This is a genomic window from Marinilabilia sp. (assembly GCF_016278715.1).
In the GTDB taxonomy this organism is placed as follows: Bacteria; Bacteroidota; Bacteroidia; order Bacteroidales; family Marinilabiliaceae; genus Marinilabilia.
Genome location: NZ_JADQBH010000028.1, coordinates 18,884 through 35,156, shown reverse-complemented (window position 1 = coordinate 35,156; position 16,273 = coordinate 18,884). Strand labels below are relative to the sequence as shown.

15 protein-coding genes, 1 tRNA gene and 1 pseudogene are annotated in these 16,273 nt (G+C 42.7%); 8 read left to right on the top strand and 9 right to left on the bottom strand.

Going from position 1 to position 16,273, the window contains the following annotated elements:
* The 3 genes and pseudogenes from QZZ43_RS01995 to QZZ43_RS01985 form a co-directional block, all read left to right on the top strand.
* Window positions 1–527: pseudogene (locus tag QZZ43_RS01995) on the top strand (nucleotidyltransferase); the annotation flags it as partial.
* A gap of 339 nt (window positions 528–866) precedes the next feature.
* Window positions 867–1,031 (top strand): methyl-accepting chemotaxis protein, encoded by a 165-nt coding sequence (locus QZZ43_RS01990; protein ID WP_291855707.1) that lies wholly within the window; start codon window positions 867–869, stop codon window positions 1,029–1,031.
* Complete coding sequence (locus QZZ43_RS01985; RefSeq protein ID WP_291855704.1) at window positions 1,032–1,391, top strand: hypothetical protein; 360 nt, start codon at window positions 1,032–1,034, stop codon at window positions 1,389–1,391.
* 10 nt (window positions 1,392–1,401) lie between these two features.
* Here QZZ43_RS01985 and QZZ43_RS01980 read toward each other — a convergent pair.
* From QZZ43_RS01980 to QZZ43_RS01965, 4 genes are all read right to left on the bottom strand, one after another.
* Window positions 1,402–1,475 (bottom strand) — tRNA-Thr (locus QZZ43_RS01980).
* A 93-nt stretch (window positions 1,476–1,568) separates the two neighbouring features.
* Window positions 1,569–2,225, bottom strand: a complete 657-nt coding sequence (gene nth / locus QZZ43_RS01975; protein WP_291855701.1) for an endonuclease III — start codon at window positions 2,223–2,225, stop codon at window positions 1,569–1,571.
* 4 nt (window positions 2,226–2,229) lie between these two features.
* A complete protein-coding gene (zupT, locus tag QZZ43_RS01970; protein WP_291855698.1) occupies window positions 2,230–3,045 on the bottom strand; it encodes a zinc transporter ZupT in 816 nt (271 codons plus the stop codon).
* A gap of 142 nt (window positions 3,046–3,187) precedes the next feature.
* Entirely contained in the window at window positions 3,188–3,847 is a 660-nt protein-coding gene (locus tag QZZ43_RS01965) for a metal-dependent transcriptional regulator (RefSeq protein ID WP_291855695.1), read from the bottom strand.
* Between the two features lie 187 nt (window positions 3,848–4,034).
* Here QZZ43_RS01965 and QZZ43_RS01960 point away from each other — a divergent pair, with 187 nt between their 5' ends.
* From QZZ43_RS01960 to QZZ43_RS01950, 3 genes are all read left to right on the top strand, one after another.
* Complete coding sequence (locus QZZ43_RS01960) at window positions 4,035–5,192, top strand: alkaline phosphatase (RefSeq protein WP_291855693.1); 1,158 nt, start codon at window positions 4,035–4,037, stop codon at window positions 5,190–5,192.
* 118 nt (window positions 5,193–5,310) lie between these two features.
* On the top strand, window positions 5,311–5,982 hold the full coding sequence (locus QZZ43_RS01955) for a peroxiredoxin (protein ID WP_291855691.1): 672 nt from the start codon (window positions 5,311–5,313) through the stop codon (window positions 5,980–5,982).
* Between the two features lie 152 nt (window positions 5,983–6,134).
* Window positions 6,135–6,779, top strand: a complete 645-nt coding sequence (locus QZZ43_RS01950) for a SagB/ThcOx family dehydrogenase (RefSeq protein WP_291855688.1) — start codon at window positions 6,135–6,137, stop codon at window positions 6,777–6,779.
* Between the two features lie 11 nt (window positions 6,780–6,790).
* Here QZZ43_RS01950 and QZZ43_RS01945 read toward each other — a convergent pair whose 3' ends face one another.
* From QZZ43_RS01945 to QZZ43_RS01930, 4 genes are all read right to left on the bottom strand, one after another.
* Window positions 6,791–7,660 carry a carbohydrate kinase gene (locus QZZ43_RS01945; RefSeq protein WP_291855685.1) on the bottom strand — a complete coding sequence of 290 codons (870 nt, stop codon included), beginning with the start codon at window positions 7,658–7,660 and terminating at the stop codon, window positions 6,791–6,793.
* Window positions 7,661–7,838: 178 nt separating this feature from the next.
* On the bottom strand, window positions 7,839–8,630 hold the full coding sequence (locus QZZ43_RS01940; protein ID WP_291855682.1) for a family 1 encapsulin nanocompartment shell protein: 792 nt from the start codon (window positions 8,628–8,630) through the stop codon (window positions 7,839–7,841).
* A gap of 9 nt (window positions 8,631–8,639) precedes the next feature.
* Entirely contained in the window at window positions 8,640–8,987 is a 348-nt protein-coding gene (locus QZZ43_RS01935; RefSeq protein WP_291855679.1) for a ferritin-like domain-containing protein, read from the bottom strand.
* A 110-nt stretch (window positions 8,988–9,097) separates the two neighbouring features.
* Window positions 9,098–10,525: a carboxypeptidase regulatory-like domain-containing protein gene (locus QZZ43_RS01930; protein WP_291855675.1), complete on the bottom strand. Its 1,428-nt coding sequence runs from the start codon at window positions 10,523–10,525 to the stop codon at window positions 9,098–9,100.
* Between the two features lie 468 nt (window positions 10,526–10,993).
* On the opposite strand from QZZ43_RS01930, the gene QZZ43_RS01925 reads away from it, so the two are divergent.
* Together QZZ43_RS01925 and QZZ43_RS01920 are read left to right on the top strand one after the other, a co-directional pair.
* Complete coding sequence (locus QZZ43_RS01925; RefSeq protein WP_291855673.1) at window positions 10,994–12,460, top strand: catalase; 1,467 nt, start codon at window positions 10,994–10,996, stop codon at window positions 12,458–12,460.
* Window positions 12,461–12,980: 520 nt separating this feature from the next.
* Window positions 12,981–14,978, top strand: a complete 1,998-nt coding sequence (locus QZZ43_RS01920; protein ID WP_291855670.1) for a cation:proton antiporter — start codon at window positions 12,981–12,983, stop codon at window positions 14,976–14,978.
* A 276-nt stretch (window positions 14,979–15,254) separates the two neighbouring features.
* Here QZZ43_RS01920 and QZZ43_RS01915 read toward each other — a convergent pair whose 3' ends face one another.
* Entirely contained in the window at window positions 15,255–16,271 is a 1,017-nt protein-coding gene (locus QZZ43_RS01915; protein WP_291855667.1) for a 2-oxoacid:ferredoxin oxidoreductase subunit beta, read from the bottom strand.
* Between the last annotated feature and the right edge of the window lie 2 nt (window positions 16,272–16,273).

Genomic DNA, 16,273 nt, shown 5'->3' with positions numbered 1-16,273 from the left:
ACGGTCATAAAGCATATAAAAGTGCCGTGGACTTCATCAACAACCACACGGCAGAAAATGAATATGCCATGATTGGTTATGCTTTAAAAAACACACTTTCGGAACATGGCACTGTTTCACGCGGAGTTTGTGAAACCGACAGCAAAGGATACCTCAAAGAGGTGATCGAACGCACAAAAATAGGTTGGGAAAATAGCAAAATATACTTCTACGAAGGGGACAGCAAAACAGAATTAACCGGTAATGAACCTGTCTCCATGAATTTCTGGATATTCAAACCCTCCTTCTTTAATGAACTGGAACAAGGATTCATTAAATTCCTGAAAGAAAAGGGCAAAGAAATGAAATCTGAATACTATTTCAATATAAAAGCAGACGAACTCATTAAAGCAGATGAGGCGTCCACACTGGTTATTGATAACGATGCCAAATGGTTTGGAGTAACCTATCAGGAGGACAAACCCATCGTTCAGGAAAGCCTCAATCAACTGATTGAAAAAGGAGAGTACCCGGCAAAACTGTGGTAGGTTGCTTGTTTCATTAAAGAACTTTAGGGTTGTTTTTCGACGATATCGAAAAGCAACCCTTTTATTTAACCCACCCCATAACACACTAATAATATAGCGTTTAAAAGACATTTTCAGTCGTTTGGTTTTTTCTCAGAATGAAAAAATCAAATTCATCCCAGCTGTGAACTTCGTACTTTCAGTTTTTCTGCCTTCTGTTTTTCTTCTTAAATACATTTTAATCCGTTTTAACATCATTAGATCCTCCAGCACCATGTAAAGACAGGGAACAATAACCATGATGATTGATGTAGCAAATAAAATCCCAAAAACCAGGGAGTTACCGCAGAAGCCGCACGGTTGATTCGGGATGTGGGCACCAAATCAAAAGAGACTGTAGAAGCAAGTGCGGATATCGCCCATAAAATCTCTATCATCAACGACATCGCCTTTCAAACCAATCTATTGGCGCTCAATGCAGCAGGAGAAGCCTCCAGTGCAGGAGAGCAGGAAAAAGATTTTTAGGTGATTGCAACCGAAGTGCAGAAACTTGCTGAAAAAAGAAAACTGGCAGCAACTGAAATCGCGAGGTTAAGCAACAAAAATCTTAGTCTTGCCAGCGAGGCAGGCGCCTTAATGGACGAAGTGATTCCTAAGATCGGGCAATCCACGCAAATGGTACAGGAAATAAATGCAGCCGGTTCTGAGCAAAGTGCAGGGGTTTCGCAGGTAAACAAAGCAATGCAACAGTTTAATGACATTTCGCAACAAAACGCTGCTTCCAGTAAAAAACCCGCATCCAGTGCCGACGAAGGCTCATGTCAGACGGAACAGCTCAAGGAAATCATTGGCTTCTTCAAATCACGGTCTTTAACCGGGAAGTAATAAAATATTGAGCCGATGGGCGGATTTGAACCGCCGACCTGCTGTTTACGAAACAGCTGCTCTGACCAACTGAGCTACATCGGCAAAAAAGGCTGAGGTTGAGACTGAGGTTGAGTAAAAAACTCATGCAATTTCTCTTAGTCTCAGTCTTAGCCTTAATCTTTTATAAAAATAGGGCTATTGCACCTCTTTTGCTGCATTATTCTTCAAATAATATTTACACCACATTTTCAGCCCACACGGCTCACATTTAGGCTTCCGTGCCAAACAAACATAACGGCCATGCAGGATAAGCCAGTGATGGGCAATGGACAATAACTCTTCGGGCAGGTATTTAACCAATTGCTTTTCGGCCTCCAACGGGTTTTTAGCCTTAACAGTCAGTCCAATCCTGTCTGACACCCGAAAAACATGCGTATCAACAGCCATAGCAGGTTTCTGATACACCACAGAAGCAACTACATTGGCCGTTTTACGCCCTACCCCCGGAAGTTTTTGAAGCTCTTTGATATCGTCCGGCACAATCCCACCAAAGTCATCCCTCAGCATACGGGCCATTCCAACCAGGTGCTTGCTTTTATTATTGGGATAACTACAACTGCGAATCACCTCAAAGACCTCTTCCGGGGTGGTATCAGCAAGCTCATTTTCTGTAGGCCATAGTTCAAAAACAGCAGGAGTAATAATATTGACCCTTTTATCTGTGCATTGAGCAGATAAAATTACAGCCACCAGCAACTCAAATGGGCTTGTGAAATGTAGTTCTGTTTCTGCAACGGGCATATTCTCCTGAAACCACTCAATGGTTTTTTTATATCGTTCTTCTCTTCTCATAATTTTATATAAACATCAGTAAACTTACTGCCATCACTCCCATTCCGGCAATTAGTCCGTAAATAGACAAATGGTGTTCACCATATTCCTGGGCAGCAGGCAACAATTCATCAATACTTATAAAAACCATAATCCCCGCCACCGCAGCAAAAACAATTCCAAATACCAGCGGGCTCATAAACTGCATTAACAGAAAATACCCGATAATAGCCCCAATAGGTTCCGATAATCCGGAAAGAAAACTTAATGTAAAGGCCTTTTTCTTACTTCCGGTCGCATAATATACCGGAACAGAAACCGCAATTCCTTCAGGAATATTGTGAATGGCAATGGCAACAGCAATGGCAATACCCAGATTTGGATCGTTCATTGCCGCCGTGAATGTGGCCAAACCTTCCGGGAAGTTGTGAATTCCTATGGCCAAAGCTGTAAAAGCACCCATTCGCATAAGACGACGATCTTTATTCTGCTTGCGTTGTTCGGTATTCATATTCTCAATCATCTCCATTTCGTGAGGATTCTCACCCCTGGGGATGAACCGGTCAATCACCGCAATAAATATTATTCCCAGAAAAAAAGAGGCCACCGTCAGCCATGTTCCCCCTTCATGCCCTAATGCATCAGAAAGAGACGCTTTGGCCTTGGCAAAAATTTCTACAAACGAAACATAAATCATTACACCTGCCGAGAAACCGAGACTGATGGATAAAAACCGGGTATTGGTTCGCTTGGCAAAAAATGCCATTGCACTACCGATTCCTGTTGATAAACCAGCAAAAAGTGTCAATCCAAAAGCAAACCATAAATTATTCCAATCCATACAGCTATTTTTTTATCTTTTATTCAACAAGCAACTTTACCTCCTTAACATGTGCCACTTATATGGTCGCATTCGTTTCCCGGGTATGTCAATGCCGGAAAATCATACTACTGACTGCTAACCGGGCTACTTTCCTCTCCCACTATTGTTTTATACAAAAAATATTCTGTGCCAGCTTTTCTGAAAGCACAACCTCTCTCCCTCCTGGAAACTCTACCTCAATGCTTCCATCAAACGGGAACATCCTGACAACCTTTAGACGAATCCCCTTTTTCAATCCAAACCGATCATACATCTCTGAAGTTTCAGCGTTCCGGTACCTCAACTTTGCTACAATACACGCTTCTTCTTCTCCGATTTCCCGAAGCAGCACCACTCCTTTTTCTGAGGGAATACGACCACCGATTCCCGGAATGGGATCGCCATGTGGGTCAAAATCGGGATGTCCCAAAAAACGATTAATGTGTTCCATCAAGTCATCAGAAGTATGATGTTCCAGCTTTTCTGCCTCTTCATGCACACTCATCAAATCCATTTTCAGAACTTCGTACAAAAAAAGTTCCCACAACCGATGCTTGCGAACAATTTTCAGAGCCACTTCTTTCCCGGCAGGCATTAAGGTCAAGGCTTTGTATGGTCTGTAATCCAACAACCCCTGGGCTCCCAGCTTCCGGGCCATATCTGTTACTGCAGCAACAGATATTTCGAGTCGCCCGGCGAGATGACTGCTGGTCACCGGGCTACCTGTTTCCTGATTCAACAGATATACATTCTTTAAAAAATTATCAACAGAAACAGACATGCATTAAACGATTTTAAAAGCGATTTTAAGCAACCTTAAACTAAAAAACAAGCAAATATGAATATTGTTCTCAATTTATTAACAAACCTTTTAGGTAAAATTATTGTTTTTACTACATAAAAGGAGCAATTTTACGGGTACATTTAGTCAAAAGAAATAGCCAAAAAATTAAAAAAATTACATCCTTATGAAATCAAAAATACTGTCCATACTGCTATTCTTCGTCATTACTTTAGGAGTCACAGCTCAGGAAGATTACAAAGACAAAAAAAACTTAAAAGAGACCTATGTCAACCTTGAAAAGCACCAGGTCTTCAAACTACCGGTTGAAGTTATCCCCCCCGGAACAAAGCCACGAAATATTATTCTGATGATCGCTGACGGCATGGGAACAACTCAGCTTTTCGCCGCTTACACAGCCAACGGGGGGGCTCTCAACATCACCAATCTTCCTTATTCCGGTTTTTCAACCACCCAAAGCGCAGATAACTACATCACCGATTCGGCTGCCGGAGGAACAGCACTTTCCTCAGGCCAACGAACCTACAATGGCGCCATAGCAGTTGATATGGACCGCAAACCCATCACCACCATTCTTGAGATTGCCGAAAGAAATGGCAAAGCAACAGGACTGGTTTCTTCTTCAGCCATTACCCATGCTACCCCTGCCTCATTCATTGCTCACAATATATCGAGAAACAACTACGAAGAAATCGCAGCCGACTTTCTCAAAACCGACATTGATATTTTTATCGGAGGCGGAAAAAGCTTTTTCGAAGAACGAAAAGACGGGCGCAACCTATTGGACGAACTCAGAGAAAAAAACTACCTTGTTCTTGATTCCATTCGTCAGGCACCCGGCATAAGCAAAGCACCTATGGCTATTCTCACAGCCCAAAAACACAATCCTGCTTACCCCGAACGGGGCAATCTTGTTCAGGAAGGAACCGAAAAAGCCATTAAAGTTTTAAGTCAACAGGAAAAAGGCTACTTCCTGATGGTGGAAGGTTCACAAGTTGACTGGGGCGGACATGAAAACAACACTGCGTACATCATTAAAGAGATGCTGGATTTTGACAAAGCAGTAGGCAAAGCCCTTGAGTTGGCTGCCGTGGATGGAGAGACATTGATAATTGTGACTGCTGACCATGAAACAGGTGGCATGTCTATTGAATCAGGTGATTTTGAAAAAGGAAAAATCCGTGCCATGTACACTACAACCAACCATACCGGCATCATGGTTCCTGTGTTTGCCGTTGGTCCGGGTGCTGAACATTTTACCGGTGTAATGAAAAACACAGATATTTTTTACAAAATGCTCAACCTTTTTGGGTTCGACAAGTAATATAACTTCCATCTATACGGTATGGATACAATCGATTTGATAACGAACCTTTGTTCACATAAATTTGTTTCATCAATTACTAAAAAACATTATTCTATAACCCATAAAAGTAATTAAGATGGAAAACCAGGAAGTACAAAAACAAGAGTTTTACTCAATGCCCCGCATCGGCGATCAGGCACCTGACTTTACTGCAAACACAACTAAAGGCCAAATCAAATTATCTGATTTTGCAAAAGACAAATGGATTGTTTTTTTCTCGCATCCTGCCGACTTTACCCCGGTATGTACTACCGAAATGAGTGGTTTTGCACAACGGAAAAAGGAATTTGATGCTTTGAATACCGAATTGCTCGGATTGAGTATTGACAGTATTCATGCCCACCTGGGATGGGTTTCAAACGTCAAAGAGAAAACCGGCGTTTATTTTGATTTCCCAATCATCGCAGACCTGGATATGTCGGTATCGAAAAAATACGGAATGTTGCAGCCCAATGAAGCTGAAACAGCCGCGGTACGTGCCGTATTTTTCATCGATCCAAAAAAGAAAATCCGGCTCATTATGTACTACCCTTTGAATGTGGGACGTAACATGGATGAGATTCTCAGGGTACTGAAAGCACTTCAGGTTTCTGATGAGTACAAGGTGGCTTTACCACTCGACTGGAAACCGGGCGACCAGGTGATTGTCCCCCCCCCGAAAACGCTTGAGGAAATGGAAAAACGGAATAAAGAAACAGGAATAGACCGAATTGATTTCTACCTTTCCAGAAAAGACCTTAAAGTCTAAAGCCGACAAAAGCCATGACACAGAATTAAGTTTAGACTGCATAACCGGGACAAAAAATTGTCCCGGTTTTTTTGTTTGCTTTTTTAGAAAAATTAAACGTTATTCAGTGAAACCAATCAAAAGAACAGTAATAACAACAAACAAAAAAAATCATGAAGAATCTACCCTTCTTAATTATCTTATCTTTTCTGAGCCTTTCCACCTTGCTCAGGGCTCAGCCCATCGAACTTCCGGAACCCGACAAATCCGGCGGAATGCCATTAATGCAGGCCCTTAGCGAACGCAGCAGCAGCCGCGAATTCAGTTCAAAAGAGCTAACCAATCAACAGCTTTCCAACCTTTGCTGGGCAGCCTGGGGATACAACCGCAAAGATTCGAAGAAAAGAACTGCTCCTTCATCGATGAACAAACAAGAAATGGAACTTTATGTGGTATTGAAGGATGGAGTATACCTTTACAATGCTGAAAACCATCGGCTTGACCTCATAAAAGAAGGAGACTTAAGATCGTATTGTGGAAATCAGGATTTTGTGGCCAAGGCTCCGGTCAACTTCGTTTACGTGGCCAATATGAAAAAAGCTGATGTGAAAGAACCTGAAGAAATCACCCCGGAACACATCGCCACATCACATGCCAATACCGGTTTCATTGCCCAAAACACCTACCTGGCTTGTGCTTCGGAAGGACTCGAATGTGTGGTTCGTGCCTGGATAGACAAAGAGGCATTCGAGAAAGTCCTGAATCTGTCACCATTGCATAAGGTAATTCTGGCACATACCATTGGTTACGCCAAATAGTAAAACTTCATCTAATACAACAAATCCTCCGGCAATACAGGCATTGCACCGGCCTGCGTACACACAAAAGCGGAGATTCCAACTGCTTTTTGATGGGTTGCTTTCAAAGAATCACCATTTAGCAACCCCATCACGATTGCAGCAGTAAAAGAATCACCGGCACCAATGGTATCTTTCACTCTCACGTTGGGAGTTGGCTGGAATGACTGCTCCTTTCGGGAAAGCAGCATACTCCCGCCTTCTCCTTTCGTTAGTGTAACCAACTGAAGATTATAGTCATTTAACAGGGTCCGGCAGGCCGTTTCATCATTTCCCGCAATACCCAATAAATCTTGTAAAACCGTCAGTTCTTCATCATTTATTTTCAAAACATTCGCAATATTCAGAGACCGATCAATAATTGCCTGACTATAAAAATCCTGGCGAAGATTGATGTCAAATATCTTTAAACACGACTGCGGAGCTAAAGATAAAATATCAGAGATACTATCGGCTGACACCTTTGAACGCTGAGCAAGCGAGCCAAAACAAATTGCCGAAGCCTGACTGATTATCTGTTTTGTTTCCGACGACACCTGAATAAAATCCCAGGCAACATTTTCAACAATTTGGTAGGATGGAATTCCATCTATTAATTCCACTTTCACTGTTCCGGTTGGATATCCATTCACCGAAATTGCGTTGCCCAGTCCTTTTTTGTCAACCAGGTCAAGAATCTCCCTCCCGGCATCATCCTTTCCCACAGCACTGACCACAACTCCGGCGGCCCCCAATTGGCGGGCATGCCAAACAAAATTGGCGGGAGCTCCCCCCAACATTTTCCCCTCAGGCAAAAGATCCCACAATATCTCTCCTAAACCGATTACTATTGGTTTTTTCATTTTCCGTTGCTTTTAGCTTTCTGGTAGTTCACACGAATACTGTTCCCCGATAGTAGGCACCAGTCCTTTTTGATATCTCATTTATTTTAATAAAAAAACCGGAGAATATCTCATTACAGAAAATCCTCCGGTCAAACTTATTTTTCATTATCCTCATCTGCCTTTGAACAGGCAAATTCTATTTCAGCACCACTACCGCATTGGGATCCACACACTGAAATGTGAACGATTCGGTAAAGTAAAGCTGAACTGTTTTCTGATTGTGCGATTCATAGCCAATGGAAATATCCTGACCAATCACCAATTCAAAATCTCCTCCCCGCTCAGATACCAGATAAGCATCTTCGATATAAGGAGCCATAATGATAGAACCTCCAAGGAGACTTTCAATCCGCTTACGCAAGGGATAGCCTTTTCCGGAAGAGTTGAAGCGTTGCCACAACGCAGTATTCAACACCAACGTATATGGCCCTTCTACAGAAGCAGCTTTCAATTTGGCAATAGCCTCCGAAATAACGCCAATAATCTCGTCATCGTCATCCGGCAACGTCAGGGCATCATGGGCTGAACAATTCTTAATTCCCTTTATGTTGCCGGCCTTAAAACCATTATAAATGGCATCTTCCTCAAATTTAGCCAGCTTACGGGCGGCCTTCTCCATATTGTCCAGGTCGATATCCCTGGCGCCACGTGCAATATTATCCAATTCCCAAATATTCAATTCAAAAGGAATTCGTGTCTCCACAAGTGGCAATACCTGATGAATTCCATACTGAACACCTCCGTTTTGCTGCTTGGGCACTTCCACACGGCCCAGCGATAAAGCGGGAAAATCCCAGCCCTTCGGACCATCAATATCCACGAACTTTCGTGCCGAAAGCACTGAGGTCAGCACTTCCACTGCACTATCATTAATTTCCTCCCATGCTTTATCACAAATGGGAGCCATCGATTTTCTTAAAATATCCATAATATTTTCTTATTTTTCAATTTTGCCAATACGCAAAGAATCTGAACCTCCTTCATCACTTTCCTCTTCACCGTCTTCTAGCTCTGTAACATCTCCTTCAGTAAAGAGATAGGTGCGAAGTTCGTCATCCCAACCCGGCATATTGCGACGCAACCATTCAATGGTCATACATGCATGTTCTATCTCTTCGTCCCTGTTGTGGGCCATAATTTTTTTCAGTGACTCATCATCAGTTAGATCAACACGCTGATGATACCAATCAACAGCTTCAACTTCTTCTTTCAAACTATTCAGGGCTCTGGAAAAATTCCTTGCCTCTTGCGAAAGTTCTTCTGCCGGTTCATGATAATTTGACATAGTCTCTAATTTTTGGATTAATATTTTTCTTCAATTTTGTTGTGTTTCACCCAAAGATAAAAAAATTAAACGAAAATCAAGAATTATCAGGCCTTGTTGTGGCTGTGGAACTAAGGGGTGGGAGACAGAGAGAGCGTAATGTAAACCAACTGTCCCGAAGTTATAGGAACCTGCAGATAACGAGGATCGAAACCATCTTTTGCAACGGTAACTGCCATACTTCCGGAACCTTCGATTTCCATTACGAAATAACCATTTGAATCTGTCACTGCTGAAGAACTACCGCAAATAACGAGAACTCCCCCCAGCGGACTGCCGTCTATTGCATGATTCACATTTCCGCCTATTCCGGTTTTCCCATTTGCAATACCTTTAAACATCACCCCCGAAACATCAGAACCCAATACCGCAACCAATTGCTGTGCGGGAATAAACTGCATCCCTGACACAGATACCGACACCAGATACACTCCATCTTTGAGATGCTCAAACACAAAAGCTCCATCCGAAGTGGTTGAGTAGGTATCAACAATGGCTCCGTTCCGGTCTTTACAGGTGACCCGAACGTCACCCACCCCGACAGCATCAATATTTAATACAGTACCGGTCATTGAACTACCCGAACGAAGAAGGGAAAAATTCACCTGAACATCTGTCTGCATTTCAACAGATACACTATTTGTTTTTTTCTCGTGAGATTCACCATACGCATACACCGAATTTTCTGATGTGGGAACCGAGATTTCATAATATCCTTCCGAGTTGGTATAAACAACATCACTGCCATCACCATAAGACACAGTAATGCCGGCCAGCGGCTCACCACCATCTGCATCAGAAACATAACCATAAACAATGCCTTCATTCAGTCCACTCAGTCCTTCATCTAAAACCATGAAATATTGAGCTCCGGGAGACACTTCCCTCCTGCCATCTTCAAATCCTTCCTTGTAAACAACTATATTGTTTGCCCCTTCAAGGTTTTCAAATCCGGGGGTTTGACTATTAAACCCAAAATATCCAAACTCATCGGTCTCCAAAACCCCTATCTTTTCATGAAATGCTTTTACCACCACTCTGGCACCCAGCAGGGGATTACCCACCCGGTCAACAACCAACCCTTTAATATTATCTGTCCCGGAAACCAAGAGCCATTCCTGAAGGTTCTCCTCCCAAGAAAGTTCGCCAACCAAATGATTGGAATCATAATCAATAATTGTGATATCAAAAGAGCAGGTATCGTTTTCACCTTTGAAATATGCTTTCGGCTTTCCATTCTCGGAACGCCAGTCAACAGAGCCCTCACAAGCATTCCCGTTGTTTTGATTCAGTGTAAAGAAAAAACCGTCCTCACTGATGGAGACTGAAATACCGGACAAAGCTGTCCACTCAGAATTTCCGGATTTACGCGAAGCCATCAACTGTAGCTCTTCTCCTTTAAATGTCTCACGCAATGCAACATTGGGCTCTGAATCATCTTTTCCGCATCCCGAAAAAAAGAACACTAAAACGGTGACATACAATAAATATTTTTTCATTCAGCCAGGTTTGGTTAATCAATTCTTCAATCAATAACACACGGGAACCATCTGAAAATGATTCACGTACAAGGCAATGCGCAAAATAAGAAGACATCTCAAGCTTTTATCTTTTACCCTTTAACTTCCTTGAAAATTCATTAAATAACCCTGTATTCCGGTATTTCCAAGCTGTTAAAAAACAAAATAACTTAGTTTAAAACAGTCAACTTATTTTATTACAATGCCTAAGGCCCTTTTTAATTTGGCATTAAGATAAACATTGTCTGCCAAAAACCCACAAAAATAAAGAAACAAATACGCTTCTTTCCTTTTGTCACTCTTTTCCTGATGACTTTGAACCGCACAGGTAAAGAGTTATTACACTCTACCAACCCACATAACACACAATATTTATATTGAATTTTAAGTCCTAAAGATGTACCTTGAAAAGCAATGCAAAATTACTAATCAAAAACTATTACAGCTATGACTAAGAAAAAACTCACCACTGCTTCCGGACGACCATACAGCGAAAAACAGGATAGTATGACAGCAGGCCCCAGGGGTCCAGTACTACTTCAGGATTACTTTCTTCATGAACAAATGGCCCATTTCAACCGGGAAAGAATCCCCGAAAGGGTTGTTCACGCCAACGGTTCCGGAGCATTCGGAACATTTAAAGTTACCAATGACATCACAAAATATACGCGCGCCAAATTATTTAGCAAAATAGGAAATGAATGTAAAGTATTAGCCCGGTTCTCAACCGTTGGCGGCGAAAGAGGAAGTGCCGATACAGAGCGTGACCCGCGCGGATTTGCAATTAAATTCTACACCGAAGAGGGGAACTGGGATCTGGTAGGCAACAACACGCCCGTTTTCTTTATCAAAGACCCTAAAAAATTTGCTGACTTCATACATACGCAAAAACGGGATCCCAGAACCAATATGCAAAGTCAGACCATGCGCTGGGACTATTGGAGCCTGAATCCGGAGAGTTTACACCAGGTGATGACCCTTTTTAGTGACCGTGGAACCCCGGATGGTTACAGAAAGATGAACGGCTATGGCAGTCACACATTTTCAATGATCAACGACAAGAATGAACGTGTTTGGGTTAAATATCATTTCAAAACGCTACAGGGAAATCATACCCTTACCGAAAAGCAAGCTGATGAGCTAAAAGGCAAAGATCCGGATTATGCACAGCGAGACCTGCTAAACGCCATAGACAGCGGCGACTACCCAAAATGGAATCTTAAGATACAGGTAATGTCCGAAGAACAGGCCAAAACTTTTAGGTGGAATCCGTTTGACCTCACCAAAGTCTGGCCTCATGGAGAATTCCCGCTGATTGACGTTGGAATCATGGAACTCAATAAAGTACCGGACAACTATTTTGCAGAGGTTGAACAAGCCGCCTTTAATCCATCAAATTTAATTGATGGACTAGACGTTTCGCCAGACAAGATGTTACAGGGCCGGCTGCTCTCTTATCCTGATGCACACAGATACAGGCTGGGCACTAATTACGAGCAAATACCGGTCAATCGTCCCATCTGTCCTGTTCATAACTACCAACGAGATGGAGCCATGACTGTTAGTGGCAATCAGGGAAGTGCACCCAATTATCATCCCAATAGCTTCGATGATATTGAGGCCGATAAAAGCTACAAAGTACCTCCCATGAAACTGGAATCGGATTTGGCCGATTTCTATGACCGAAACGAAAATGATGACGACCATTACACTCAGCCCGGGCTTTTGTTCCGTGAAGTAATGAACGATGAGGAAAAGAAAAACACCATATCCAATTTTGTGAGTTCCATGAGTCAGATTGACGGACCCAAACGCAATGAGATTATCAACAGGCAACTGACTCTTTTTGCCAGAGCTGATAAAGAACTTGCCTTTGAAATTGCCAAAGGCTTAAATTTTGAGTTTATAGTATAAATTTCATTGGTGTCGCCCCTTAAGACTTTGTTTGCTGCATTATACAAAAAATGAAAGAAGCTCAGGGAACACTTAAAGGAGGAGGGGTATAATTCCCGGCAAGACCGGAAATCATCTCCCCTCCACCTAATTAAAGTTTGTAAACAGGCTCATTGCAAGGGAAGCGATCTAAAGATTAAAATATAAATTGACAGACAGAAGAGAAAGTAATGCGTATCGGTTCTCCTCCTTTCGATTGACAATTTCATCCAAATTTTTGCGTCGCACCTTGAGCGCAAAAATCCATTTTGTTGTGAAGGTTTTGGCACCAACTTCTCGTCAACCCGCCCTTGAAAAAAGCGGCGGATTGACGAGAGCAGGTAAACAAATGTTTCACCAAAAAAAATCTCCCCGCATTAATAAAATCAAGTATCTTTGTTACTGAACCGGTCGGAAGAAAAAATCTTTTCAGGTTTTCAAAGAACATCCCAAAAGCGAGTCGAAACTCCCGACCACCGGAAAATCTTTTCAGTTAAGACTTATGGAATTTACGATACTCAAGGACATCCTCATCATTTTTGCCCTCTCCACACTGGTTAACTTTGTATTTACAAAAATTAAAGTTCCCTCTATCGTCGGATATCTGCTGACGGGGGTTTTAGCGGGCCCGCACCTCACAGGAATAATCCACGATGTGGAAAACATAGAAGTTCTGGCCGAGGTGGGTGTAGTTCTGCTGCTTTTCACTATCGGTCTGGAATTTTCGCTCAAACACCTCATCAGAATCAGAAAAACTGTTTTCTGGGGTGGCCTGGTTCAGTTTTCCTTTACCACCATACTGGTGATGGGCATTGCCTATCTGTACGACCTCGACTTCAGAGGTGCCCTTTTCGTAGGCTTTCTAACAGCCTTGAGTAGTACTGCTGTGGTATTGAAAATATTGCAGGATCGCTCTGAAATTACTTCCAACTATGGCCGAACCGTCCTTGGCGTACTCATCTTTCAGGACCTGATTCTTGTGCCATTGCTTTTGTTTACCCCCATCATTGGCGGAGAAACCAACAACATCCTGACTGAAGTTTTCTGGATGGGCGTTAAATCTTTAGGCATTATTCTTTTTGTCATCTTTGGAAACAAATGGTTTATGAACCGGCTGCTTCATGCCATTGCCATGACAAAAAACCAGGAGCTGTTCTTGATGAGTATTCTGCTTATTTGCCTTTCCGTAGCGTTTCTCACAGCTGAGCTGGGCATGTCGTTAGCTTTTGGAGCCTTCCTGGCTGGACTGATGATTTCCGAATCGGAATACAGCCACAATGCTTTTGGACATATCATTCCCTTTAAGGATACCTTTTCTTCTTTCTTTTTTGTTTCCATCGGAATGCTTCTGGATTTGCAATTTGTCGCTGATAACTGGGGCATTGTGCTGGGTACAGTTGTAATGGTGATTCTGGTTAAGATGATCATTGCAAGCGGAACAGCTTTTGTGCTGGGACATACCCTGCGAGGGGTGGTTCTTGTTGGCCTTGCGCTTGCCCAGGTGGGAGAATTCTCTTTCATTCTGGTAAAAATGGGAGACAGCTACAATCTCATCTCGGAATATTATTACCAAATATTCCTGGCCGTGGCAGTTGTTACCATGTCCTTCTCTCCCTTTATGATCATGATAGCCCGGCCACTGTCCAATGCCGTAATGAAACTCCCCCTGCCCAAGAAGTTTGTGGAAGGGCTGTTCCCCCTCAAACAAATTGAAATACCAAATCTGAAAAACCATTTGCTGCTGATAGGCAAGGATCCCAGAATCCAGAGTGTTTCGGTTATGGCAAGGCACGTAAAAATTCCGTATCTATCAATAATTTTCGACCCTGCGATTGTTAAAGCGCGACAACTAAAAGGCGAAAAGGTGCTCTACGGCGATGCACAAAACCTTCCCATCCTTGAAAAGGCACACGCCCAAACGGCAGGAGTCATTGTAATATCTATTGGTGACCTGGTCACGGCCCTTTCAATTACCGAAAAAGTCCGACACCTAAATCGTCATGCTCCCATTATCGTAAGAACCAAGCAGATTGATGATGCAGAGGACTTGTACCGGGCAGGAGCCACTCAGGTTTTACCGGAGGAGTTTGAAACGGCCATCGAAATGTTTGAACGGGTATTGAATAAATTCCTGATGCCCCGGGATGATATTGAAGTCACCATCGGAGAAATCCGGAAAAACAACTACGGCCTGGTCAGAGACATAAAAAAACGTCCGCGAAAATCAATTCTCAGTCATTTGCCTAACCTGGAAATATCAGCCCTCCGGGTTGCCGAGAATTCTCCCGTTGCCGGGCACTCCCTATCCGAAATGGATTTCCGGGCGACTTTTGGCGTTACCGTTGTGGCAATCAAACGAAATGACCAACTCATTGACCATCCCGGTCCACAGACCAATGTTTATAAAGACGACATTGTTTATATTCTAGGTAAACAGGATCAGATTGCTCATGCGGTGAATCTATTTGATAAACAACAAAAGAAAAATCAGAGCAATTGATTGTTAATGCATTTAACCTGAGAATAATGCAAGTGTAAGCCAATCCCGCTAAAAATCTCTTCCCTTTCATCCATTTCACCTTAATGGCCGGCAGTTATTCTTTTCTCACAAAAAACGGTGAGGATCAATAAAGATCCTCACCGTTATTTTTTAAAAATTATTCGTTACAAGAAGCCAAAGCACAAAGGCCTAATGATGAGATGGCTGGATCCGATGCCAGCCATTATTCAAATTGCTTTTCACAACGGCTTCACAGAGTTTTGTTTGATAATGGTTTTATTTCACCTCCCACACATCCCCTGTTGTAACGAGGTCATGGAAAGTTTTAATCTTTGATTTCTCTTTAATCTGATCAATTTGCAATCGGGCACACTGATCATATACGGGAGCTTTTGCATCTCTAATCACCCCAAGTGCAACGGGAAAATCCGGATACTCCATATCTGCCAGTTTTAATTGAATGGTAGGATCGTCGCAATGTGCATCGTGAACAAGAATGTCCTTCTCGGTTATTCCATTTTCACCAATGGTCACTATTTTAAGGGTAATCCCTTCAAGCTTCAGGCCTTTATTTCGTTCTTTGCCAAAAATCATGGGCTTTCCATGCTCCAGAATAATGGTCCGGTCGTCTTTATGCGCTTTATCGGTAATTTCCTGATGCGTGTTATTATTGTAAATCACACAGTTCTGTAACACCTCAACAATCGAAGTCCCTTCATGCCGGGCGGCAGCTGTCATCACACTCACCGAAAGTTTAATTTCTTTATCAATAGTTCTTGCAAAGAAATATCCGCGGGCTCCAATGGTTAACTCTCCCGGGCGGAAAGGATATTCGATGGTACCAAAAGGCGACGTTTTGGAAACAAATCCCCGTTTAGATGTTGGTGAATACTGTCCTTTGGTCAATCCGTAAATCTGATTGTTAAACAAAATCACATTCAGATCGATATTCCGTCGAATAGTGTGTATAAAATGATTCCCTCCGATGGCCAGGGCATCGCCATCGCCGGTAATCTGCCATACCTGTAACTTAGGATTGGCCACCTTCACCCCGGAGGCCATTGCAGAGGCCCGGCCGTGAATCGTGTGAAAACCGTATGTATTCATATAGTAGGGCAAACGTGAAGAGCACCCGATTCCGGAAATCACCGCGACATCCTCTTTGGGTACTTCCATGTCGGCCATCGTTTTTTGGATGGCATTAAGAATGGCATGATCACCACATCCGGGACACCACCTAACATTCTGATCGCTCTTAAATTGCAGAAAAGCTTGTTTTGTATTTTCAGCCATGA

Excerpts from the sequence above, each read along its gene's own strand:
- QZZ43_RS01930 (WP_291855675.1), bottom strand. The coding sequence starts at position 10,525 with ATGAAAAAATATTTATTGTATGTCACCGTTTTAGTGTTCTTTTTTTCG.
- QZZ43_RS01915 (WP_291855667.1), bottom strand. The coding sequence starts at position 16,271 with ATGGCTGAAAATACAAAACAAGCTTTTCTGCAATTTAAGAGCGATCAG.
- QZZ43_RS01925 (WP_291855673.1), top strand. The coding sequence starts at position 10,994 with ATGACTAAGAAAAAACTCACCACTGCTTCCGGACGACCATACAGCGAA.
- nth (WP_291855701.1), bottom strand. The coding sequence starts at position 2,225 with ATGAGAAGAGAAGAACGATATAAAAAAACCATTGAGTGGTTTCAGGAG.
- QZZ43_RS01935 (WP_291855679.1), bottom strand. The coding sequence starts at position 8,987 with ATGTCAAATTATCATGAACCGGCAGAAGAACTTTCGCAAGAGGCAAGG.
- QZZ43_RS01955 (WP_291855691.1), top strand. The coding sequence starts at position 5,311 with ATGGAAAACCAGGAAGTACAAAAACAAGAGTTTTACTCAATGCCCCGC.
- QZZ43_RS01960 (WP_291855693.1), top strand. The coding sequence starts at position 4,035 with ATGAAATCAAAAATACTGTCCATACTGCTATTCTTCGTCATTACTTTA.
- QZZ43_RS01940 (WP_291855682.1), bottom strand. The coding sequence starts at position 8,630 with ATGGATATTTTAAGAAAATCGATGGCTCCCATTTGTGATAAAGCATGG.
- zupT (WP_291855698.1), bottom strand. The coding sequence starts at position 3,045 with ATGGATTGGAATAATTTATGGTTTGCTTTTGGATTGACACTTTTTGCT.
- QZZ43_RS01945 (WP_291855685.1), bottom strand. The coding sequence starts at position 7,660 with ATGAAAAAACCAATAGTAATCGGTTTAGGAGAGATATTGTGGGATCTT.
- QZZ43_RS01965 (WP_291855695.1), bottom strand. The coding sequence starts at position 3,847 with ATGTCTGTTTCTGTTGATAATTTTTTAAAGAATGTATATCTGTTGAAT.
- QZZ43_RS01920 (WP_291855670.1), top strand. The coding sequence starts at position 12,981 with ATGGAATTTACGATACTCAAGGACATCCTCATCATTTTTGCCCTCTCC.
- QZZ43_RS01950 (WP_291855688.1), top strand. The coding sequence starts at position 6,135 with ATGAAGAATCTACCCTTCTTAATTATCTTATCTTTTCTGAGCCTTTCC.